Here is a 22,736-nt window from a genome sequence, read left to right as displayed (position 1 = left end):
GCCCTCACAGCGGCGTGAAGCTCTCCTTCACGTCTTCGTAGACCGCCAGCGCCCCGCCCTCTCCCGCCGGCTGGTACCAGGTGTTGACCTGGTACGACTTCCCCCTCGCGTCGAAGCCCAGCAACCGGGCGTGCCAGGGAGCACCGTCCAGCGTGAAGGTGTACTCCCAGATCACCGCCGGATAGCCGCGGAACGTCGTCTCCTCCAGCCGGATCTTGCGATAGTCCCGCCCCTGGTGGGCGTTGCGTTCCGAGGTGCGCCAGCTCTCCATGAGGTCCCCCCGGGCCAGGGATGACTTGGCGACCAGTTCCTGGGTGCCCTCGGGTGAGGTGTAGTGCACCTCCGCCCCCGTCTTCACGTCCCGCCGCCAGCCCTCGGGCGTCACCCACGCGTACCCGCCGGGCTCCTCCCGGGCACCCGGGGGCAGGCTCGGCGGCCGGGACGTACCCGCGACCGTGGGCGAGGTGGAGGCGGGGGCGGAGCCGGCGTGGGCGGCGTCGGCCGGCGTCGACACCGACGGCCTGTCGTCCGCCCGGGTGCCGTCCGGCGTCTCCGCCGCCGCCCACACGATCCCGGCCACCGCGGCGGCCGTGAGGACACCGGCCGCGGCGGCCACCGCCGTCCGTGCCGTCCGGCGCCCGGCCGGCCCGGACGGCGCCGCGGGTCCTGGCAGTTCGCTCCCCGACGGCCTCTTCGCGGCTCCGGGCGCCGGGCGCCGCTCGGTCACGGCCTGTGCCCGCACCAGGGAGACACCGCCTCCCGGCCGGGCCCGTTCGGGCGGCGGGGGCTTCACGAGCCCCGGCGTCGGCTGCTCCCGCGCCTGCACCGGTTCCGCCACCGCAAGGGTCGGCGTGGGCCCCGGCGCGGCGACCGCGCGCAGCGCCGCCTCCACCTCGTCGAGGCCCGGCCGGACATCCGGCTCCTTACGGAGCAGCGCGCCCAGCACCTCCCTCAACGGCCCGGTCGATGCCGGGAGTCCGGGCTCCTCATAGAGCACCGCGTGCAGCGTCGCCAGCGTCGTGTTCCGGGAGAAGGGGGACTGACCGGCCAGTGCCGCCGACAGCGTCGCCCCGAGCGACCAGACGTCCGACGGTGGCCCCTGCGGGCGCCCGGAGATCCGCTCGGGGGCCATGTAGTCGGGCGAGCCGACCAGCATCCCGGCCATGGTCAGCGCCTTGGCGTCCTGGATCGCCGCGATGCCGAAGTCGGTGAGCACGACCCGGCGGCCGGCCGCCTCGACGAGCACGTTGCCCGGCTTGATGTCCCGGTGCAGCACCCCCCGCGCGTGCACCTCGCGCAGCGCCTCCACCAGCCCCAGCCCGATCCGCGCCGCCTCGCCAGGGCCGAGCGGCCCGTCCTCGGCCATGATCCGTTCCAGGGAACGCCCGGCCACCAGTTCCATGACGATCCACAGGCGTTCGCCCTCGTCCACGACGTCGTAGACCCGGACGACGTGGGGATGGTCGATCCGCGCGGTGGCCCGCGCCTCGCGCAGTGTGCGTTCGCGGCGGGTACGGGCGTCCTCGGCGTCCAGGCCGTCGATGCGCATTTCCTTGACGGCGACCGGCCGGTCGAGCATTTCGTCGGCGGCTCGCCACACCCGCCCCATTCCCCCCTGCCCAATGCTTTCGGCCAACCGATAGCGCCCTGCCACCAGTAGCCCTGGAACACCGGAACTTCGCGTATTCCCCGGCAATTCGCTGCACTCCCCTCAACGACGCCCCAATAGCCACACGTCAGGCCGTACCAGCATAGTGCGGAGAAATCTTGTGGTACCTCTTCAAGTACTGCGAATTCAGGCGCAGGCAAGGGGGACGAACATGCGTTCAAGTCGGAGGACGACCATCACCGGATCGCTGGTGGCGGCATCTTTCTCGGCCGTTCTGATCCTTTCCGGCACGGCCGGGGCGGACGACCAGGGACCGGGAAGCGACAAGGGGGGAAAGGCCGTCGACAAGGCGCCCGCGGGGGTGGAACTGACCACGCTCCTGCCGGAGAAGATCTCGGTCCACAACGATTCGGAGGAAACGGCGATCACCGCCACGGTCAAGAACGGGGGGACGCAGGACAGCGGTCCGATCAGGCTTCTGGTCGTCGGTTTCGACGGACTGACGGTCACGAATGTCGAGGGCTGCGCCGCAATACCGGAAGGCGACCTGCCGGAGGGTTCCAACAGCGGTTTCGCCTGCGCGCTGGACGATCTGGCGGCGGGTACGTCGAAGTCGTACGACGTCGACGCGACCTACGACCTGAGCAAGACCGGAAAGATCTGTCTGCCCGTCCAGAACAGCGACGGCGGCAAGACGTTCTGGCAGCAGGGCCCGGTCCCGTTCGGTACGACGAACCCGGCACCGAACGCCCCGGCCACGCCCCTGCTGCTCGGCACCGACAACAAGCCGGTGGCACCGGGCGGCGACGAACTGCCGAGGACCGGCCCCGCCCGTGACGTCCTGCCGCTCGGCACGGCCGGCGTCACGCTGGTCGCGGCAGGGGCCGCGGGAGCGTGGTGGTCCCGGCGGCGACCGGTGTAGCGGCGGCGCGGGATCACCGGCTCGTCAGCGCCTGCCGATGAGCTTCCACGCGGCCGGCAGCAGGCCCATCGCCAGCGCCGCCTTGAGCGCGTCCCCGATCAGGAACGGCGTGAGCCCGGCCGCGATCGCGGCGGAGGCGGACATGCCGGTGGCGAAGGCCAGGTACGGGACGCCGACGGCGTAGATGATCGCCTCACCCAGCAGCATCGCGCCCGCCGTCCGCCACGGGGAGCGGTCGGCGCCCCGGCGGGCCAGCGCGCCGACGGCGGTGGCGGCCAGCAGCAGGCCGATGACGTAACCGAAGGACGGGGCGCCGGCGCCGGAGCCGCCCTCCGCGAACCACGGCATGCCGACGACGCCGGCGAGCGCGTACAGCGCCAGGGAGAGGAAGCCGCGTCCGGCGCCGAGCGCAGTGCCGACGAGCAGCGCCGCGAAGGTCTGGCCGGTGACCGGCACCGGGGTGCCCGGGATCGGCACGGCGAGCTGCGCGGCGAGGCCGGTGAGCACGGCGCCACCGACGACGAGCGCGACGTCGCGGACGCGGGAGGCGGGAAGCAGGTCGGCGAGGACCTGGCCCGGGCGGGCGGGGGCGGCGGCAGCGGTGCTCATGGGGACTCCGCGAGTGAGGGCGGTTCGGGACACCGTGACGCTAACCCAGGGCACCGGGGCCGACCACCGTCCCCGCCCGACAAAGGGACGCGCGTGACTGTGGTGGGCTCCTTACAAAGAGTGGTGATTACACGCGCGTCGGCGTGATACCGGTCACTGAGGTGAAGCCGTGTGGCTCACGCCCGGGGCGTGGGGGCGACTCTGTAGGGTCTCGCCAAATGGGCGGCCCCGGGAGAACACTGACCCGGCCTTTACACTCCGTGTGATTGTCCCCCTTATCCCCTCACGTACTGGACGAGCCGCGCCCATGTCCCGCACCACCCCTGTTCAGGCTCCGCCAGAGGCGGACGCGTCCCTGTCCCACGGACTCAAGCAGCGCCACCTGTCGATGATCGCCCTGGGCGGCGTGATCGGCGCCGGGCTGTTCGTCGGCTCCGGCGCGGGCATCGCCGCCGCCGGTCCGTCGATCGTCGTCGCCTATGTCATCTCCGGCCTCCTGGTGATGCTGGTGATGCGGATGCTGGGCGAGATGTCGGCGGCGTATCCGTCCTCGGGGTCCTTCTCCGCGCATGCCGAGCGGGCGATCGGGCCGTGGGCAGGGTTCACCGCGGGCTGGGCGTTCTGGGTGCTGCTGTGCACGGCCGTCGGGCTGGAGGGCATCGGCGCCGCCAAGATCGTCAGCGGCTGGCTGCCGGGGACGCCGGAGTGGGCGTGGGTGGCACTGTTCATGCTGGTGTTCTGCGGCGCGAACCTCGCGGCCGTGAAGAACTTCGGTGAGTTCGAGTTCTGGTTCGCCGCCTTGAAGGTCGGGGCGATCGCGCTGTTCCTGGTGCTCGGCGTGCTGGCGATCGCGGGCGTCCTTCCCGGCACGGACTCTCCCGGCACGAGCAATCTGACGGACTTCATGCCGGGCGGCGGCGAGGGGCTGGTGATCGGCCTGCTCGCCTCGGTGTTCGCATACGGCGGCCTGGAGACGGTCACCATCGCGGCGGCCGAGTCGGAGGACCCGGTCAAGGGCGTGGCGAGCGCGGTCCGCACGGCGATGTGGCGCATCGGGCTGTTCTACATCGGCTCGATGGCGGTCGTCGTCACCCTCGTGCCGTGGGACTCGAAGGAGGTCGTCGAGAGCGGCCCGTACGTCGCCACCCTGGACACGCTCGGCATCCCGGGCGCCGGGCAGCTGATGAACGTGGTCGTGCTGGTCGCGCTGCTGAGTGCGATGAACGCCAACATCTACGGCGCCTCGCGCATCGGATACTCGCTGGTGCGCCGCGGCCAGGGGCCGAAGGCGCTGGGCCGGGTGTCGGGCGGGGTGCCGCGGATCGCGGTGCTGGCGTCCTGCGTCTTCGGCTTCGTGTGCGTGGTGCTCAGCTACTGGCGGCCGGACGACGTCTTCCCCTGGCTGCTGAACATGATCGGCGCGGTGATCCTCGTCGTCTGGATCTTCATCGCCGTCTCCCAGCTGCGGCTGCGCCGCCGGCTGGAGCGGGAGGCGCCGGGGAAGCTGGTCGTGCGGATGTGGGCGTTCCCGGTGCTGACCTGGGTGGCGCTGGCGGGCATGGCGGCGATCTTCGTCCTGATGGCCCGGGAGCCCGAGACACGCGTGCAGTTGTACTCGACGGGCGCCATGACCCTCGTGCTGGCGGCCGTCGGCTACGGCTGGCAGCGGGCGCGCGCCCGGCGCTGACGCCGCCGCATCCCCCGGAAGGCCCCCACGTTCACGCGTGGGGGCCTTCTTGTTGCTAGGTTGTAGTTGCAAGCCGATTGCAATAAGAGCTCGGAGGGGACCCCTCATGCCCGTCTACACGCTGCCTGAACTGCCGTACGACTACTCCGCACTCGCCCCCGTGATCAGCCCGGAGATCATCGAGCTGCACCACGACAAGCACCACGCGGCGTACGTGAAGGGCGCGAACGACACGCTGGAGCAGCTCGCCGAGGCGCGCGACAAGGAGTCGTGGGGCTCGATCAACGGCCTGGAGAAGAACCTGGCCTTCCATCTCTCCGGGCACATCCTGCACTCGATCTACTGGCACAACATGACCGGAGACGGCGGCGGCGAGCCCCTGGAGACGGACGGCGTCGGCGAGCTGGCGGGCGCGATCGCCGAGTCCTTCGGCTCCTTCGCGAAGTTCAAGGCCCAGCTGTCCAAGGCGGCGGCGACCACCCAGGGCTCCGGCTGGGGCGTCCTCGCCCACGAGCCGCTGAGCGGCCGGTTGATCGTCGAGCAGGTCTACGACCACCAGGGCAACGTCGGCCAGGGCGCCACGCCGATCCTGGTCTTCGACGCCTGGGAGCACGCGTTCTATCTCCAGTACAAGAACCAGAAGGTCGACTTCATCGAGGCCATGTGGCAGGTGGTCAACTGGCGGGACGTGGCCAGGCGCCACGAGGCCGCCAAGTCCCGCGCGGACGTCCTGCTGCTGACCCCCTGAGCCCTCCCTGATCGTCCTGCCTCGTGATCGTCTTCTCACCTTTCACGTCGGCAGGCGGAAAGACGAAAGCCCCCGCGAGGACGTGACTCGCGGGGGCTTTCGGCAGTCGGCGGCGTTCGGGGCCATGGTGGCGGGTCGAAAGACTCGGCCGAGCCCGGCGACTCCCAGGAACCCTAGAGGTTGCTGAAGTCCGGGCCCTTGGTACGGGTGCGCTTGATCTCGTAGAAGCCCGGGACCGAGGCCACGGCGAGGGTGCCGTCCCAGAGGCGGGCGGCCTCCTCGCCCTGGGGGGCGGGGGTGACGACCGGGCCGAAGAACGCGACCTCCTCGCCACCGGGGCCGGGGACCGAGATGACGGGAGTGCCGACCTCCTGGCCGACCTTGTCGATGCCCTCCTGGTGGGAGGCGCGCAGCTCGGACTCGTAAGGGGTGGAGTCCCAGTGCTCCATCAGGGACTCGGGCAGGCCGACGTCCTTCAGGGCGGCGGCGACGGCCTCCTTCTCCGGGCCCTGTCCCTGGTTGTGGATGCGGGTGCCGAGCGCGGTGTAGAGATCACCGAGCACCTCGGGGCCGTGCTCCTGCCGGGCCGCGATGACGACGCGAACCGGCCCCCACGCCTTGGTGGCGAGCATCTCGCGGTACTCCTCGGGGAGTTGGTCCAGCTTGTCCTCGTTCAGCACCGCGAGGCTCATCAGGTGCCAGCGGACCTCGATGTCGCGGACCTTCTCCACCTCCAGAACCCAGCGGGAGGTCATCCAGGCCCAGGGGCACAGCGGGTCGAACCAGAAGTCGACGGGGGTCTTGTCCGACATGTCTCTCCTCATGAGGAAGTGAATCTCCCGGGGAACTCCCGCAGAACACCGCCACGCGCCGGACCATTCCCGGCTGCCCCCCGTCAGCAGCACATGGGAGGATCGGTCCTGTTCAGCAGTGTCCGACGAACCCGCGTCCGACGAACCCGAGGGAGTGCCGCCCGTGCCCGGTGAGAATCTGACCCGTGACGAGGCCCGGGAGCGGGCCGCCCTGCTGTCCGTCGACGGGTACGACGTGTCGCTCGACGTGCGCTCCGCGCTCGGCGAGGCGTCCGGCGAGGGGCCGCGGACCTTCCGCTCGGTCACCACGATCAGGTTCCGCTGCGCCGAGCCGGGCGCGGCGAGCTTCGTGGACCTGATCGCGCCGCACGTCACCGCGGTCTCGCTGAACGGCCGGGACCTCGACCCCAGCGAGGTCTTCGACGGCTCCCGGATCCTGCTGGAGGACCTCGCCGCCGACAACGAGCTGATCGTCGACGCGCTGTGCGCCTACTCCCGTACCGGCGAGGGCCTGCACCGCTTCGTCGACCCCGAGGACGGCGAGGTGTACCTGTACACCCAGTACGAGCCGGCCGACGCCCGCCGGGTCTTCGCCGGGTTCGAGCAGCCCGACCTCAAGGCGCCCTTCCGCTTCGAGGTGCGGGCGCCGGAGGGCTGGACGGTGTGGAGCAACGGGGCCGGGCAACTCGCCGACGGAACCTGGCGGTTCGCCGAGACCAAGCCGATCGCCACGTACATCACCTGCATCGCGGCGGGCCCCTACCACTACGTCACGGACTCCTACACGCGTGAGTTCGACGACGGCACGGCGCTGGAGATCCCGCTCGGCGCGCTGTGCCGCAAGGGCCTCGCGCCCTACTTCGACACCGACGAGATCTTCCGGCTCACCAAGCAGGGCCTGGACTTCTTCCACGACCACTTCGACTACCCGTACCCGTTCGGGAAGTACGACCAGGCCTTCGTGCCCGAGTACAACCTCGGCGGGATGGAGAACCCGGGCCTGGTGACCTTCCAGGAGGAGTACCTCTTCCGGGGGAAGGTCACGCAGACCTCGTACGAGCACCGCGCCACGGTGATCCTGCACGAGATGGCGCACATGTGGTTCGGCGACCTGGTCACCATGGAGTGGTGGGACGACCTGTGGCTGAAGGAGTCGTTCGCCGACTTCATGGGCTCCTTCTCGCTGGTCCGCGCCACCCGCTTCACGGACGGCTGGATCGCCTTCGCCAACCGCCGCAAGTCCTGGGCCTACCGCGCCGACCAGCTCCCCTCGACGCACCCCGTCACCGCCGACATCCGCGACCTGCAGGACGCGAAGCTGAACTTCGACGGCATCACCTACGCCAAGGGCGCGAGCGTCCTCAAGCAGCTCATGGCGTACGTCGGCGAGGAGGCGTTCCTGGAGGGCGTGCGGCGCTACTTCAAGCGGCACGCGTACGGCAACACGCGCCTCGGCGACCTGCTGTCGGTGCTGGAGGAGACCAGCGGGCGGGACATGGGCGCCTGGTCGCGGGCCTGGCTCCAGACGGCCGGCGTCAACTCGCTCACCCCTCAGGTGCTGCTGGACGCGCGGGGCCGCGTCGAGGAGCTCGCCGTGCTGCAGGAGGCGCCCGAGTCGCACCCCGAGCTGCGCCCGCACCGGGTGCGGATCGGACTGTACCGCCGTACGGCGGGCGGGGCGCTGGAGCGGTACGCCACCCAGGAGACGGACGTCGACGGGCCACGCACAGTGGTGACGGAGCTGGCCGGTGCCGAGGCGCCGGAGCTGGTCCTGGTCAACGACGACGACCTCACGTACTGCAAGATCCGCTTCGACGAGACCTCGCTCGCCACCCTCAAGGAGGCGCTGGGCGAGCTGACCGACCCGCTGGCCCGCGCCCTGTGCTGGTCGGCGCTGTGGAACATGACCCGGGACGCGCTGCTGCCCGCGCGGGACTTCACCGACCTGGTGCTGCGGTTCGCGGGGCGCGAGTCGGACATCGGCGTGCTCCAGATGCTGCACTCCTGGACGGAGTCGGCGCTGATCCACTACGCGGCGCCGAAGTGGCGGTCCACCGGTGAGGAACTGCTCGCGGAGGGCGCGCTGCGGGAGCTGCGGGCGGCCGGGCCGGGCAGCGAGCAGCAGCTGGCCTGGGCGCGTTTCTTCGCGTCGCTGGCGTCCGGCGCGGAGCACCTGCGGCTGCTCCAGGGACTGCTGGACGGCACGGAGCGGATCGACGGGCTGGCGGTGGACCAGGAGCTGCGCTGGGCGTTCCTGGAGCCGCTCGCCGCGCACGGGGCCGCCGACGAGCAGGCGCTGGCCGCGGAGCTGGCCCGGGACGACACCGCGTCCGGCCGGCGCCGCCAGGTCCGCTGCCTGGCCGCCCGCCCCTCGGCGGCCGTCAAGGCGCAGGCGTGGGCGCAGGTCGTGGAGTCGGACGCGCTGTCCAACGCCCTCGTCGAGGCGACGATCGCGGGCTTCGGCCAGCCGTCCCAGCGCGAGCTCCTGGAGCCGTACGCCGAGAAGTACTTCGCGGTGATCGAGCGGGTGTGGCAGGAGCGGTCGATCCAGATCGCGATGCACGTGGTGCGGGGCATGTTCCCCGGGCTGCGCGCGAGCGAGGAGACGCTGACGGCGGCGGACGCCTGGCTGGCGGCCCACGAGGACGCCGCCCCGGCTCTGCGCCGCCTGGTCCTGGAGGCCCGGGACGACCTGGCACGGGGCCTGCGCGGACAGGCGTGCGACGCGGCGGCGAACGGCTGACCAGTAGCTTTGGCCTGAGCTTGGGCCGTTGGTCACCGTTACGAAATTCAGGCAACAATAGCCGTAACCCCTGATCCACACCCGAACGGACCAGGGGTTTTGGCTGCTCTCTCGGCATCCGAACATGCGTCCTTTAGTGCGAGCTTGTCGGGATTTGTCGACGGGCGTGTAACAGCGGTTAAAGGGCGGATCAGCCGCGGGAATCCCCGGGTCATGAACCACAACACCCCACTCTCCCCCCGCCCCCTGCACCACCTGTCCGACGGCCGGCGCCGCGTCATGACGGCCGCTCAGCTGCGCGCGCACGGCGTCTCGGCCGCCGAGACCAACGAGCAGTGCAAGTCGGGCGGCCCCTGGCAGGAACTCCTCCCGGGCGTCCACCTGCTCCACCCCGGCCCGCCGACCAGCGAGGAGCGACTGCACGCGGTGCTGATGTACGCGGCCCGGGAGTCCTCTTCCGGGGTCCCGGCCCAGCCCGGCGCCGAGGACGAGCAACGCCCGCTGTACCCGGAGGCGATGATCACCGGCCTCGCCGCGCTGAACCTGCACGGCTTCGCCGCCGTCCCCCCGCTGCCCGCCCTGGACCACATCGACGTGCTGGTCCCCCGGCTGCGCCGGCTGCGCTCGACGGGCTGCGCCCGCCTGCTGCGCACCTCCGCGCTGCCCACGCCGCAGCACCGCACGGGCCTGCCGGTCGCGCCGGTGCCGCGGGCCCTGGCCGACGCGGTGGCCGACCTCGCGGACGCGGGTGCGGTGCGCCGGCTGCTCACCGAGGCGGTGCGCGGCGGGCACTGCGAACCCGCCGCGGTCGTGCGGGAGTTGAACCAGGCCAGGCTGCTGAGCCGCCCGCACGTCGTGGACGCCGTGGACTCGCTGCTGGCGGAGGGGCGGGCGATCGCGGAGGACCGGCTGTACCGCATGATCCGGGAGTTCGGCCTGCCCGACCCGGTGTGGAACGTCGACCTGCGCCTGCCCGGCGGCCCGCACCTCGGGGGCCTGGACGCCTACTGGCCGGAGCACGCGGTGGCGGTGGAGCTGGACACCCGGGCGCCCCGCCAAGGCCATCGGCAGGAGGACGACGCCCTGTGGTCGGAGTACGCCCGCAAGCGTGAGCACCTGGAGCGACTGGGCATCACGGTCGTGTACATCACGCCCAAGAAGCTGCGGGACGCGATGGAGCAGCAGGCGACGGTCGTGCGCACGGCGCTGATGGCGTCGGCGGACCGGGACCCGGCGGCGTATGTGGTGGTGCTGCCCCGGTAGTGACGGACCGGGGCCCGGCATCAGGAGGGGAGAGGAGGGGCCGTCCGGCAGCGACGCCGGGCGGCCCCTCCTCATGTCACGGCAGGGCGGAGCATGTCAGCGCGTCTCAAGGCGCGTTCCGGCTCCGCGGTCGCCGCAGAACTCCGCCTCGATCACGGCGTCGGCGTCGCCCGCCCAGTCGCCGTTGAAGTTGAAGGCGAGGGAGTGCCGGGCGTCGGGGGTGGTGACCGCCTCGGACGAGGAGCCGTGTATGCCGCCGCCGTGACCCCAGACGTGGACACCGCAGGACAGCTTCCGGTCCATCAGGCCCAGTCCGTAGGCGGCGTTCGGGGCGCCGTCGATCCGGACCGTCGTCTTCATCGCCTTCAGCTGCCGTGGCGGCAGCAGCTTGCCGCCGAGCAGTGCCCGGTAGAAGCGGTTGAGGTCCGACGAGTCGGAGATCATCTCGCCGGCGGCGTACGCCATGGAGGGGTTGAGCCTTGTGACGTCGTACGTCGGCCCGGTCGCCGTCTGCGCCAGCTTGCCGTACGCGCGGCTGCTGGGCTGCGGGACGGCGGCCCGCGTGCCGGGCACCGACGTGGCGTGCAGGTGCAGGGGCTCGATGATCCGGTCGCGGATCTCCGCGCCGTACTGACGTCCGGTCGCCTTCTCGATCACCATGCCGGCGAGGACGTAGTTGGTGTTGGAGTAGCTCCACGAGGTGCCCGGAGCGAAGTCGGGCTCGTGGGCCATCGCGACCGCCACCAACTCGGCCGGCTTCTTCGTGTCGTAGCGGTGCGCGAGGAAGCCGTCCTTCAGGAAGTACGTGCGGCCGAACTCCTCGTCCGAGGTGTAGTCGAAGACGCCGCTGGTGTGGTTGAGCAGTTGGCGGAGGGCGATCTTCCGGCCGTCGTGGCCGTTGCCCCGAACCGCGCCCGGCAGCCACTTCTCCACCGTGTCGTCCAGCGACAGCCGGCCCTCCGCGTCCAGCTGGAGCAGCACCGTCGCCACGAAGGTCTTGGTGATGCTGCCCACCCGGTACCGGTCGGCCGCCGAACGCGGCTGGCCGGTGCGGAGGTTGCCCACGCCCTCGGTCGCCCGCCAGGTGCGGTGCCCGTCCTTCACGGTGGCCGTCACACCGGGCACGCCGTCCCGCACGGCGGCTCGCATCGCCTCGCGGGTCGCCTCGTGGCCGCCGGTGGTGGGGGCCGCCAGGGCCGCGCCGGCCAGGGCTGCCGACAGCGCCACGGCCGTCGCCGCCACCAGGGTCACTCGTCCGTTCATGTCTTCCCCCATCTGATCCCCTCGGATCCTTTTCGGATCACAACACAGTCGGAGAAAGAAACCGTGGGCACCGCGTGAAGGTTGCTGAAGGGCGTCCCGGTTGGGCGGGTTTCAGCCCTTCTTGAGGACCAGCTCGGTGTTGCGGTCGCGCGCCCCGCCCACCAGGTCCGTGCGGGCTCCCGGGGCGTTGAAGGACAGCTCGCGGCAGAGGGAGGCCAGGCCGCCCCGGGAGACCGGAATTGAGGGCGGCCAGCTCGTCACGGACGACGCGGCTCCAGCCGGGGCCGTCGCGGAGCCGGCGGAAGCCGGAGCAGCTGCGGGACGCGGCGACGCCGGCGACGGTGGTGCCACGCGTGCAGGGGGCGAGCGGCGTGCCCGGCGCCCGACGGGAGGACGCGATGCGCCCCTCGTCGCCGGGCGCCGGGGTGGCGGGAGCGGCCTCGCTGTCGGTGGGGCGCAGGGCGTGGCCGGCGCCGGCGGAGAGGGACACCGCTCCGGTGGCGGCCAGGACCGTCCGGCGGTGCACCGTCCGTCCGGCGGCGCCGGACGCGGCGGGTTCGCCGGAGGCGGCGACAGAGCGTGTGCGCGACATGCGCGGATCTCCCCGAGTGCGAGGCGTCGGTGGTGGTCGCGGACGGTCGCCGTGCGGCGATCTCCCGCCCGCTCACGGATCGTTGACAGCGGGAATGACCTGCGTGTCGACGCGGGGGCAACGGGCAGCGCCGATCACCGCACGGCGATCTTGGACCACCCTGCGCGCCCACGGCGGCTCGCCGGACGGCCGGGGGGCCGTCACCGGGAGTTCATCCGGCGGGACACGCGGCGGAAGCACGACGGGGCGGCGCACCCCGTCCTACGCCAGGTCGACGCGCCCCGCGGCCGGGCGTTCCCGCCACAGCCGCAGGCCCAGATCGACCAGGCCGATACGACGCAGGGCCGGTACGGCGTCGAGGTCGTGCCAGGCGGCCATGTCGGTGGAACCGCCGATCTCGTGGCACAGTTCGCCGCCGACCACGGTCCCCTCGTAGACCAGGCGTACGCCGTGGTGGTCGGTCGCCCGGCGGAAGCGGGGGCCCGGGAAGGTGCGGTGGAGGGAGTTGACGCCGAGGATGCCGGTGACCTCGATGCGGTAGCCGGTCTCCTCGCGCACTTCCCGGCGGACGGTGTCGTAGGGATCCTCGCCGTGCTCCATGCCGCCGCCGGGCAGCACCCACTCCGGTGTCCCGTCGGGGGCCGGGGAGCGGGCGAGCAGCACCTGGCCGTCGCGGACGCATATGGCGTAGGCCGCCACCCTCAACTTCTTGCGCACGAGGGGACGCTATCCCGTCGGACCGGGAATGCCGCCCCCGCCCGAAATGTTCCGCTCACCCCCTCTACCCCTCAATGCGCATCGCGGGTTTTCCCCATTCATCCATTTCGATTCGGTCAAGCCTCGCCAAACTTCCCATTGTTGCGTAAGGCTGAGCGGTCGTCCGGGACCGGATTCCGGACTGTCTCGTTCCTTAACCAACAAGGGATGCCGATGATCACCCCCCAGAGCGAACCGATACCGGGCGCGAGACGCGTGGCCCGGATCGCCGTGGCCGCCGGCCTCGTCGCCGCGCTGGCCGCGGCCGGGCCGATACCCGTGGCGCTCGCCGCGGACCAGGCGCCCTCGGCCGCCGACCCCGGCGTGAAGTCCGCGCACGACAAGCTCGGTTCCGGCGACGCGGAGCTGCTCGCCGAGGCCAAGGCCGACGGCGCCAAGAGCGTCACCATGATGGTGGCCACCGCGCCCGGCCGGACCGAGCAGGTCGCCGAGCAGCTCGACTCGGTCGACGGCGGTCTCGTGGGCCGTACGTACGACAAGCTGGGCTACGTCCGGGCCACCGTGCCCACCGGCAAGGCGGACGCGGCCATCGCCGCCGCCGCCAAGCTGTCCTCCGTGCACGGCATCGACCTGCGCGAGGAGATACCCCTGGACGACCCGCGGCCGAACGCGGGCGGCGCGCACGGCGGCAACGCCGCCGGCAGCTATCCCGCGCCCGGGAAGAACACCCCGGCCGAGAACCCGTACAACCCTTCCTTCGAGACCGGTGCCGTCGACTTCGTCGAGGACCACCCGAAGGCGGACGGCCGCGGCGTCACCATCGGCATCCTCGACTCGGGCGTGGACCTCGGCCACCCGGCGCTGCAGAAGACGACCACCGGTGAGCGGAAGATCGTCGACTGGGTGACCGCCACGGACCCGGTCGTCGACGCCGACGGCACCTGGCGCCGGATGACCACCGCGGTCAGCGGCCCGACCTTCGCCATCACCACGCCCACGCTCGGCACCGAGACGTTCAAGGCGTCCGAGGGCTCGTACAAGTTCAACTACTTCTCCGAGTCCGCCACCACCGGTGGCGACATGGCCGGTGATCTGAACCGCGACGGCGACACCACGGACGTCTGGGGCGTCCTGTACGACGCCGCCTCCGGCACCGCGCGCGTCGACCTGGACGACGACCTCGACTTCACCGACGAGGCCGCGATGAAGCCGTACAAGGACGGCTTCCAGATCGGCTGGTTCGGCACGGACGACCCGGCGACCGCGATCGCCGAGCGGATCCCGTTCGTCGTCGAGATCCGCAAGGACGTCGTCTACAACGCGGCCGGCGCCAAGGCCGACTACGTCAGCATCGGCGTCATCGAGGGCTCGCACGGCTCGCACGTGGCCGGCATCACCGCCGCCAACGGCCTGTTCGGCGGCCGGATGAACGGCGCCGCCCCCGGCGCCAAGCTGGTCTCCTCCCGGGCCTGCACCTGGTCCGGCGGCTGCACCAACGTGGCCCTCACGGAGGGCATGATCGACCTGGTCGTCAACCGGGGCGTCGACATCGTCAACATGTCGATCGGCGGCCTCCCGGCGCTGAACGACGGCAACAACGCGCGCGCCGAGCTGTACACGCGCCTGATCGACGAGTACGGCGTCCAGCTGGTGATCTCCGCGGGCAACTCCGGCCCCGGCGCCAACACCATCGGCGACCCGTCCCTCGCCGACAAGGTGATCTCGGTGGGCGCGACCGTCTCCAGGGAGACCTGGGCCGCCAACTACGGCTCGAAGGTGGAGAAGCGGTACGCCATGATGCCGTTCTCCTCGCGCGGCCCGCGTGAGGACGGCGGCTTCACGCCGACGCTCTCCGCGCCCGGCGCCGCGATCAACACCACGCAGACCTGGTCGCCCGGCGGCCCGGTCGCCGAGGCCGGCTACAGCCTGCCGCCCGGCTACTCCATGCTCCAGGGCACCTCGATGGCCTCCCCGCAGGCGACCGGGGCCGCCGCCCTGCTGCTGTCCGCCGCGAAGCAGACGGGCATCGGCCTCACCCCGGCGACCCTGCGCACGGCGCTGACCTCGACCGCCGACCACATCGAGGGTGTGCAGGCGTACGAGGAGGGCGCGGGCCTGATGAACATCGGGGACGCCTGGGACTCGATCCGCGACGACGCCACCGCGCACACGTACGAGGTCAAGGCGCCGGTCGACACCGCGATCGACCAGTTCCTCAAGACCCCCGGCCACGGCACCGGCCTCTACGACCGTGAGGGCGGCCTGAAGGCCGGCCAGAAGAAGACGTACGACGTCACCATCACCCGTACGTCCGGCCCCGACAGGGCGATCCGGCACGAGCTGCACTTCGAGAACAACACGGGCGGCACCTTCCGCATCGCCGGTTCCGACGAGGTGAGGCTCCCGCTGAACCAGCCGGTCACCGTCAAGGTGCAGGCCGCGCCGAAGTCCGCCGGGCTGAAGAGCGCGATCCTGGAGCTCGACGACCCGCGCACCGAGGGCATCGACAAGCTGGTCCTCAACACGGTCGTCGTCGCGCAGCCGCTGAAGTACGACTACACCGCGTCCGGTTCGGTGCAGCGCAACAGCAGCACCTCCTACTTCGTGACCGTGCCCGAGGGCGCCAAGTCGCTGGAGGTCGCGCTCGGCGGGCTGAAGGACAAGAGCCAGACCCGGTTCATCGCCATCCACCCGTACGGCGTCCCGTCCGACCCGACGTCGACGATCAACTGCTACCCGAACTACACGAACCCGGCCAACACCTGCCGTCCCGACGTGCGGTCGTACGCCGACCCGCAGCCGGGCGTCTGGGAGATCGAGGTCGAGTCGCGCCGTACGTCGCCGCTGCTCGACAACCCGTACAAGCTGGACGTCACCGTGCTCGGCGCGGCCTTCGACCCGGAGACCGTGACCGTGCCCGAGGCCAAGGTCGGCGTGCCGGCCGCCGCCTCCTGGAAGGTGACCAACGGCTACGCCGCGATCGACGGCAAGCTGGTCGGCGGGCCGCTCGGCTCGTCCAGGACCGACCGCCCGACGATCGAGCAGGGTGAGACGCAGACCAGCACGGTCGAGGTGCCCGCGGGCGCCACCTCCCTGGACGTCGCCATCGGCGGCGTCTCGGACGCGGGGGCCGACCTGGACCTGACGGTCTACGACAGCACCGGCGCGGTCGTCGGCCAGGCCGCCGACGGCGACTCCGAGGAAGCGGTCTCCATCGCCTCCCCGAAGGCCGGCACGTACACCGTCGAGGTCGTCGGCTACGCCGTGCCGGCCGGCTCCACCGCGTACGACTACCGGGACGTCTTCTTCTCCGCCGCCCTCGGCAGCGTGAGCGTGGAGGGCTCGGCGCCGGTGAAGCTCGGCACGGGCGCCTCGGCGACCGTCTCCGGCAACGTCGTCGCCGCCGCGGCCGCGCCCGAGGGACGTGAGTTCTTCGGCCAGGTGCGGCTGGTCAACGCGCGCGGTACCGCCGCGGGCATCGGCAACGTGAAGATCGAGAAGGTCACGCCGTAAGTCGTCGGTACGGCTGAGGGGCGGGCGTCCGTGCGGGCGCCCGCCCCTTCTTCTACTCCGCCTGCTCGCAGGGTGTGGTGCCGGCCCGTGACAGCGTCTCGGTGAGCAGCGGGCGCTGGCCGGCGATCGCGTCCCGGCCGACCAGCCAGAAGTCGGGGGACGCGGCACCGCGGCGGACGGCGACGAGGACCTCCACCCCCTCGTCGAGGCCGGCGCTGGTGGGGATCACGAACGTGACCTCGCCCGGGCTCTTCGCCGGTTTGTAGGAGCGGGTCACGTCGAGCGTGACGCGTTCCTGGCCGGTGCCGGGGACCGGCCGGGCCTTCGTCACCTCGCCCTCGGCGACCAGGCGGGTGCAGGCGAGGTACTCGACGGAGCCGAGCGGGCCCACGGTCTTGGAGTCGGACTGGGCGCTGTCGGCGCTCGCCCCGGACGTCTCCGCAGCCCCACTACCTGCCTCGACGAGCAGCCAGCCCAGGCCCGCCACCATCGCCCCGGCGGCCGCCACCCCGACCGCGCCGAGGGCGAGGGCCGGGAATCGGCGGCGCTGCGGGGGCACCCGGACGGGCGCCGGGGCCTTCGCGGGTTGCTCCGGCTCCTGCGTCAGCGCCGCGCCGAGGATGCCCAGCTGTTCGCGCAGCAGCGCCACGTCCGCAGCCGCCGACCGGTGCTCGGCCATGAAGGCGGTGTCGGCGCGGGCCGCGTCGGTCAGCGGCTCGTCCGTGAGGACGGCCATCAACGGGTCCACGCGGGCGGACTCGTCGCCGCGGCCGTCGTAGCCGCCGTGTTCGACGGTCACGTCACACCACCTCGTCCTCGTGCAGGCGGGCGCGCAGGGCCCGGACCGCCGTGTGCAGCCTGCTCTTGACCGTGCCCTCCGGGACGCCGAGCTCCTCGGCGATGGAACGCACCGGCAGGTCGGCGTAGAACCTCAGGACCAGGACCTGACGCTGGGCGTCGGGCAGTTCGTCCAGGCCCTGGGCGACCGCGAGGGACAGCAGGCTGGTGTCCTCGCCGGAGGGGTGCTCCAGCTGGCGCAGCGAGGCCAGGCGTTCACCGATCCGCTCCTGCCGTCGCTTGGCGCGGTGCCAGTCCATGGCGAGGTTGGAGGCGACGACCGCCGCCCAGGCCGAGACGTCACGCGGTGCCTCACGGCCGCTCGCGGCCCGCTCCAGCAGCCGCAGCCGTACCTGCTGCACCCCGTCCGGCAGGTCCGCCTGCGGCACTCCGCCCAGCGCGAGCACCGCCCGCACCCGGCGTTCCTGGGCCGCGTCCAAGGGGTCGCCGACATCACCGCGCCCGTCGCCCCCCTGGCCGCGGCGCGCTCTTCCGCGCAGCACAGCCACCCCTCTCCTTGCCGCGTTTCCCCTAAGACGCCCGGACGGGCCGAAACGTTCGACCGGGTTTCGGGGCAGGCATCAGTGGCGTAGGTCATAGAGGCCGTGTCCCACCAGGCGGGCACAAGCCCAAAGGATTGGACACAGGGGCCCAGGTGCCCCGCATGATGGAAAGGCCCCGGTCAGGGCAGGGGCGCCCGCAAACCACGCAAAGGAGTCGTCGTGAGGGTCGGAATCGTCGGAGCCACCGGTCAGGTCGGCACGGTCATGCGCAGGATCCTCACGGAGCGCGACTTCCCGGTGACGGAGCTGCGGCTGTTCGCCTCGGCGCGCTCGGCGGGGACGGTCCTGGACGGCGTGACGGTGGAGGACGCCGCCACGGCCGACTACACCGGCCTGGACATCGTCCTGTTCTCCGCGGGCGGCTCGACCTCCAAGGCGCTGGCCGAGAAGGTCGCCGGGCAGGGCGCGGTCGTGATCGACAACTCCTCCGCCTGGCGTCGGGACCCCGAGGTGCCCCTGGTGGTGTCCGAGGTGAACCCGCACGCGATCGCGAGCCGCCCCAAGGGCATCATCGCCAACCCGAACTGCACGACGATGGCCGCGATGCCGGTGCTGCAGCCGCTGCACGAGGAGGCGGGTCTCGAAGCGCTCGTCGTCGCCACCTACCAGGCGGTGTCCGGCTCCGGTCTCGCCGGTGTGGACGAGCTGTTCGAGCAGGTCAAGAAGGTTGGCGAGGACGCGCCGAAGCTCACGCACGACGGCTCCGCGGCGCAATTCCCGGCGCCGGGCAAGTACGTCGCGCCGATCGCGTACAACGTGCTGCCGATGGCCGGCTCGGTCGTGGACGACGGCCTGAACGAGACCGACGAGGAGCAGAAGCTCCGCAACGAGTCCCGCAAGATCCTGGAGATCCCCGGGCTGAAGGTCTCCGGCACCTGTGTCCGCGTCCCGGTCTTCACCGGCCACTCGCTGCAGATCAACGCCCGCTTCGCCCGCCCGATCAGCGCCGAGCGCGCCAAGGAGCTGCTCGCCGCCGCCCCCGGCGTGGCCCTGGCGGAGGTCCCGACCCCGCTCCAGGCCGCCGGTCAGGACCCGTCGTACGTCGGCCGCATCCGCCAGGACGAGACCGTGGACCACGGCATCGCCCTGTTCGTCTCCAACGACAACCTGCGCAAGGGCGCGGCGCTGAACGCGGTACAGATCGCGGAACTGGTGGCGGCCGAGCTGTCCACCAAGGCGGCGGGCTAGCCCCCACCCCGGGTACCACCGCCTACCGGTGCCTGCGGACCTCGTAGAGGAAGCAGCCGTACTCGACGGCCCGGATGTGGACGAGTGCCACCTCCGGGTCGTCGAACGCGTTCGTGAGCGCCGCCTCGAAGTCGTCCTCGACCAGGCGGCCGCCCAGGATGCGCCCCTCGTCCGAGTAGCGGCGCAGCGTGCGGTGCGCGTTCGTGAAGGGCAGGCCGTCGCCCCGCGGCCCCCCGCATTCCTCCGCATGGATGAAGACGGGGCCCTGTTCGTCGTAGGCCCCCGGATCGGCGCCGGTCGCCGCCGCCCAGCGGCGCAGCGGCGCGTAGGAGACCAGGGCGATCCTCTCGCCGGGCGCGCTGCGGCGCAGGCAGCAGCGCAGCGGCGCCCCGCCCTCCTCGTCCGTCACGGCGACCGTCCCGCGTCCCGCGTCGTCGGCGGCGCGCAGCTCCTCGAGGGCCGGTTCTTCGATGGCGCGTGCGAAGTACGTCGTCATGGACCCAGGCTCGCGCGCCGCCGCCCCGCCCACCGGCGGGAAACGGACATCGCCATCCGCGCAGGTCGCGTGGAAGGATGGCGCAACCGACACATAACGAGGAGATGACCGCGTGCCTGGCACAAACCTGACTCGCGAAGAGGCGCAGCAGCGGGCGAAGCTGCTCACCGTTGACTCGTACGAGATCGATCTCGACCTGTCCGGGGCGCAGGAGGGCGGCACCTTCCGGTCCGTGACCACCGTCCGGTTCGACGTCGTCGAGAACGGGGCCGAGTCCTTCATCGACCTGGTGGCGCCGACGGTCCACGAGATCACTCTCAACGGCGACCCGCTCGACGCCGGCGCGGTCTTCAAGGACTCGCGGATCGCCCTGACCGGCCTGCTGGAGGGCCGTAACGTGCTGCGCGTCGCCGCCGACTGCGCGTACACCAACACCGGTGAGGGCCTGCACAAGTTCGTGGACCCGGTCGACGACCAGGCGTACCTCTACACCCAGTTCGAGGTGCCGGACGCCCGCCGCGTCTTCGCGTCCTTCGAGCAGCCCGACCTGAAGGCGACCTTCCAGTTCACCGTGCGGGCGCCCGAGGGCTGGACCGTCATCTCCAACTCGCCCACGCCCGAGCCCCAGGACAGCGTCTGGGCCTTCGCGCCGACGCCGCGCATCTCGACGTACATCACGGCCCTGATCGTCGGTCCGTACCACAGCGTGCACAGCGTCTACGAGAAGGACGGCCAGTCCGTCCCGCTCGGCATCTACTGCCGGCCGTCGCTCGCCGAGTACCTCGACTCGGACGCGATCTTCGAGGTGACGCGGCAGGGCTTCGACTGGTTCCAGCAGAAGTTCGACTACGCCTACCCGTTCGAGAAGTACGACCAGCTCTTCGTGCCGGAGTTCAACGCGGGCGCGATGGAGAACGCGGGCGCGGTGACCATCCGCGACCAGTACGTCTTCCGCTCGAAGGTGACGGACGCAGCGTACGAGGTGCGCGCCGAGACCATCCTGCACGAGCTGGCCCACATGTGGTTCGGCGACCTGGTCACCATGGAGTGGTGGAACGACCTGTGGCTGAACGAGTCGTTCGCCACGTACACGTCCATCGCCTGCCAGGCCGCCGCGCCCGAGTCGCGCTGGCCGCACGCGTGGACGACGTTCGCCAACTCCATGAAGACCTGGGCGTACCGCCAGGACCAGCTGCCGTCGACGCACCCGATCATGGCCGAGATCGGCGACCTGGACGACGTGCTGGTCAACTTCGACGGCATCACGTACGCCAAGGGCGCGTCCGTGCTGAAGCAGCTCGTCGCGTACGTCGGTGAGGACGAGTTCTTCCGCGGCGTACAGGCCTACTTCAAGCGGCACGCGTACGGCAACACCCGCCTGAGCGACCTGCTGACCGCCCTGGAGGAGACCTCCGGGCGGGACCTGAAGACCTGGTCGCGCAAGTGGCTGGAGACGGCTGGGATCAACATCCTGCGTCCCGAGATCGAGACGGACGCGGACGGTGTCATCACGTCCTTCGAGATCCGCCAGGAGGCGCCCGCGCTGCCCACCGGCGCGAAGGGCGAGCCGACGCTGCGTCCGCACCGGGTCGCGGTCGGCCTGTACTCGATGGACCACGACGCGGGGAAGCTGGTCCGCGAGGAGCGCGTCGAGCTGGACGTCGACGGCGACCTGACGGCCGTACCGCGGCTGGTGGGCCGCGCGCGGCCGGACGTCGTGCTGCTGAACGACGACGACCTGTCGTACGCCAAGGTCCGCCTCGACGAACGGTCGCTGGCCTTCGTCACCGACCACCTGGGCGACTTCGAGTCGTCGCTGCCGCGGGCGCTGTGCTGGGCGTCGGCGTGGGACATGACGCGCGACGCGGAACTCGCCACCCGCGACTACCTCTCCCTCGTCCTGTCCGGCATCGGCAAGGAGTCGGACATCGGCGTGGTGCAGTCGCTGCAGCGGCAGGTGAAGCTGGCGATCGACCTGTACGCCGACCCGGCCGCCCGCGAGACGCTGCTGACCCGCTGGACGGACGCCACGCTGGCGCACCTGCGCGCCTCCGAGGCGGGCAGCGACCACCAGCTGGCCTGGGCGCGCGCCTTCGCGGCGACCGCGCGCACCCCGGAGCAGCTGGATCTGCTGGAGGCACTGCTCGACGGCTCCCAGACGGTGCAGGGGCTGGTCGTCGACACGGAGCTGCGCTGGGCGTTCGTCCAGCGGCTCGCCGCCGTGGGCCGCTTCGACGAGGCGGAGATCGCGGGCGAGTACGAGCGCGACAGGACGGCGGCGGGTGAGCGCCACGCCGGCACCGCCCGTGCCGCCCGCCCGACGCCGGAGGCCAAGGCGGAGGCCTGGGCGTCGGTCGTCGAGTCCGACAAGCTGCCGAACGCCGTGCAGGAGGCGGTCATCGGGGGCTTCGTCCAGACCGACCAGCGGGAGCTGCTCGCGCCGTACACCGACAGGTACTTCGAGTCGCTGAAGACCGTCTGGGACTCCCGCTCCCACGAGATGGCCCAGCAGATCGCGGTCGGGCTGTACCCGGCGGTGCAGGTCTCCGAGGAGACCCTCGCGAAGACCGACGCGTGGCTGTCGGCCGCGGAGCCGGGCGCGGCGCTGCGGCGGCTGGTGTCGGAGTCCCGCGCGGGCATCGAACGTGCCCTGCGGGCCCAGGCCGCGGACGCGGCGGCCCAGGGCTAGGGTCTGTCGTTCGGATCAGGTCGGCTGACACCGACTGCGCCTTTCGGCCGACCCCGAGCCGGCCCCCCGCGACGCCGACCTGATCCGAACGACAGGCTTCATACCGACCCTCCGCTTCCGGGGGCGTCCCACGAGCTCGGCTCGGGGGGCGCCCCCCGTCGTACGCTCGGACAGCCTGCCGATCATGGGGGACCGGGAGCTGCGGCCGACGTCGGCGGCGGACGTGGACGCGGTGGCCGAGTCGCGGGCCGGGGTGCTGCGGGCGGATCTGCAGCGGCTCGGACGGTACGACGAGCGGCGGGTACGGCAGCGCCTGCGGGACGGGTTCGTGCCGGAGCACACCTGGGTGATCGAGGCGGGCGGCGCGTTCGCGGGCTGCGTGTCCGGCCGGCGCACCGGCCACGCGCCATGAACATGCCCATGATGGCCGCGGGGGTGGTGCGGTCACATCTCGGATCAACCGTCCCAGCGAGGCACCTGTCAGG

At 71.7% G+C, this 22,736-nt stretch carries 16 protein-coding genes and 2 pseudogenes; 9 read left to right on the top strand and 9 right to left on the bottom strand.

What is annotated here, in order from left to right; translation table 11 throughout:
• Window positions 1-4: 4 nt before the first annotated feature.
• A complete protein-coding gene (locus ACFV6X_RS22375) occupies window positions 5-1,609 on the bottom strand; it encodes a protein kinase (protein ID WP_385386055.1) in 1,605 nt (534 codons plus the stop codon).
• Between the two features lie 211 nt (window positions 1,610-1,820).
• On the opposite strand from ACFV6X_RS22375, the gene ACFV6X_RS22370 reads away from it, so the two are divergent.
• Window positions 1,821-2,531 carry a hypothetical protein gene (locus ACFV6X_RS22370; RefSeq protein WP_385386037.1) on the top strand — a complete coding sequence of 237 codons (711 nt, stop codon included), beginning with the start codon at window positions 1,821-1,823 and terminating at the stop codon, window positions 2,529-2,531.
• Between the two features lie 24 nt (window positions 2,532-2,555).
• Here the strand turns inward: ACFV6X_RS22370 and ACFV6X_RS22365 are convergent, their stop codons facing one another.
• Window positions 2,556-3,140, bottom strand: coding sequence for a biotin transporter BioY (locus ACFV6X_RS22365; protein ID WP_385386035.1), 585 nt, complete (start codon window positions 3,138-3,140; stop codon window positions 2,556-2,558).
• 307 nt (window positions 3,141-3,447) lie between these two features.
• Between ACFV6X_RS22365 and ACFV6X_RS22360 the strand changes: the two genes are divergently transcribed.
• The gene (locus tag ACFV6X_RS22360) at window positions 3,448-4,827 is read left to right on the top strand and encodes an amino acid permease (RefSeq protein ID WP_385386034.1); all 1,380 of its coding nucleotides are present in this window, start codon (window positions 3,448-3,450) and stop codon (window positions 4,825-4,827) included.
• 106 nt (window positions 4,828-4,933) lie between these two features.
• A complete protein-coding gene (locus tag ACFV6X_RS22355) occupies window positions 4,934-5,575 on the top strand; it encodes a superoxide dismutase (RefSeq protein ID WP_385386032.1) in 642 nt (213 codons plus the stop codon).
• A 173-nt stretch (window positions 5,576-5,748) separates the two neighbouring features.
• Here the strand turns inward: ACFV6X_RS22355 and ACFV6X_RS22350 are convergent, their stop codons facing one another.
• A complete protein-coding gene (locus tag ACFV6X_RS22350; protein WP_385386030.1) occupies window positions 5,749-6,387 on the bottom strand; it encodes a DsbA family protein in 639 nt (212 codons plus the stop codon).
• Between the two features lie 163 nt (window positions 6,388-6,550).
• Between ACFV6X_RS22350 and pepN (ACFV6X_RS22345) the strand changes: the two genes are divergently transcribed.
• Window positions 6,551-9,130: an aminopeptidase N gene (gene pepN, locus ACFV6X_RS22345; protein ID WP_385386028.1), complete on the top strand. Its 2,580-nt coding sequence runs from the start codon at window positions 6,551-6,553 to the stop codon at window positions 9,128-9,130.
• A 213-nt stretch (window positions 9,131-9,343) separates the two neighbouring features.
• Entirely contained in the window at window positions 9,344-10,393 is a 1,050-nt protein-coding gene (locus ACFV6X_RS22340) for a hypothetical protein (protein WP_385386026.1), read from the top strand.
• 96 nt (window positions 10,394-10,489) lie between these two features.
• On the opposite strand, the gene ACFV6X_RS22335 is transcribed toward ACFV6X_RS22340, so the two are convergent.
• The 3 genes and pseudogenes from ACFV6X_RS22335 to ACFV6X_RS22325 all read right to left on the bottom strand — a co-directional run bounded on the left by ACFV6X_RS22335 (window position 10,490) and on the right by ACFV6X_RS22325 (window position 12,965).
• Complete coding sequence (locus ACFV6X_RS22335) at window positions 10,490-11,656, bottom strand: serine hydrolase domain-containing protein (protein ID WP_385386024.1); 1,167 nt, start codon at window positions 11,654-11,656, stop codon at window positions 10,490-10,492.
• A gap of 220 nt (window positions 11,657-11,876) precedes the next feature.
• A pseudogene (locus tag ACFV6X_RS22330) lies at window positions 11,877-12,248 on the bottom strand (TIGR03767 family metallophosphoesterase); the annotation flags it as partial.
• Window positions 12,249-12,509: 261 nt separating this feature from the next.
• Window positions 12,510-12,965: an NUDIX hydrolase gene (locus ACFV6X_RS22325; RefSeq protein WP_385386022.1), complete on the bottom strand. Its 456-nt coding sequence runs from the start codon at window positions 12,963-12,965 to the stop codon at window positions 12,510-12,512.
• A 207-nt stretch (window positions 12,966-13,172) separates the two neighbouring features.
• On the opposite strand from ACFV6X_RS22325, the gene ACFV6X_RS22320 reads away from it, so the two are divergent.
• On the top strand, window positions 13,173-16,478 hold the full coding sequence (locus ACFV6X_RS22320) for a S8 family serine peptidase (RefSeq protein ID WP_385386020.1): 3,306 nt from the start codon (window positions 13,173-13,175) through the stop codon (window positions 16,476-16,478).
• Window positions 16,479-16,530: 52 nt separating this feature from the next.
• On the opposite strand, the gene ACFV6X_RS22315 is transcribed toward ACFV6X_RS22320, so the two are convergent.
• A complete protein-coding gene (locus ACFV6X_RS22315; RefSeq protein WP_385386018.1) occupies window positions 16,531-17,277 on the bottom strand; it encodes a hypothetical protein in 747 nt (248 codons plus the stop codon).
• A 1-nt stretch (window position 17,278) separates the two neighbouring features.
• Window positions 17,279-17,824: an RNA polymerase sigma factor gene (locus ACFV6X_RS22310; RefSeq protein WP_385386016.1), complete on the bottom strand. Its 546-nt coding sequence runs from the start codon at window positions 17,822-17,824 to the stop codon at window positions 17,279-17,281.
• A gap of 213 nt (window positions 17,825-18,037) precedes the next feature.
• Between ACFV6X_RS22310 and ACFV6X_RS22305 the strand changes: the two genes are divergently transcribed.
• Window positions 18,038-19,066 carry an aspartate-semialdehyde dehydrogenase gene (locus tag ACFV6X_RS22305; RefSeq protein ID WP_385386014.1) on the top strand — a complete coding sequence of 343 codons (1,029 nt, stop codon included), beginning with the start codon at window positions 18,038-18,040 and terminating at the stop codon, window positions 19,064-19,066.
• 22 nt (window positions 19,067-19,088) lie between these two features.
• Here the strand turns inward: ACFV6X_RS22305 and ACFV6X_RS22300 are convergent, their stop codons facing one another.
• On the bottom strand, window positions 19,089-19,562 hold the full coding sequence (locus tag ACFV6X_RS22300; RefSeq protein WP_385386012.1) for a DUF1203 domain-containing protein: 474 nt from the start codon (window positions 19,560-19,562) through the stop codon (window positions 19,089-19,091).
• Window positions 19,563-19,674: 112 nt separating this feature from the next.
• On the opposite strand from ACFV6X_RS22300, the gene pepN (ACFV6X_RS22295) reads away from it, so the two are divergent.
• A complete protein-coding gene (pepN, locus tag ACFV6X_RS22295; protein ID WP_385386010.1) occupies window positions 19,675-22,251 on the top strand; it encodes an aminopeptidase N in 2,577 nt (858 codons plus the stop codon).
• A 184-nt stretch (window positions 22,252-22,435) separates the two neighbouring features.
• Window positions 22,436-22,642: pseudogene (locus ACFV6X_RS22290) on the top strand (GNAT family N-acetyltransferase); the annotation flags it as partial.
• Window positions 22,643-22,736: the final 94 nt, after the last annotated feature.

Source organism: Streptomyces sp. NPDC059861 (assembly GCF_042731435.1).
Taxonomy (GTDB): Bacteria; Actinomycetota; Actinomycetes; order Streptomycetales; family Streptomycetaceae; genus Streptomyces.
Note: the sequence above shows the minus strand (reverse complement) of the source record. Positions and strands in the feature narration are given on the sequence as shown.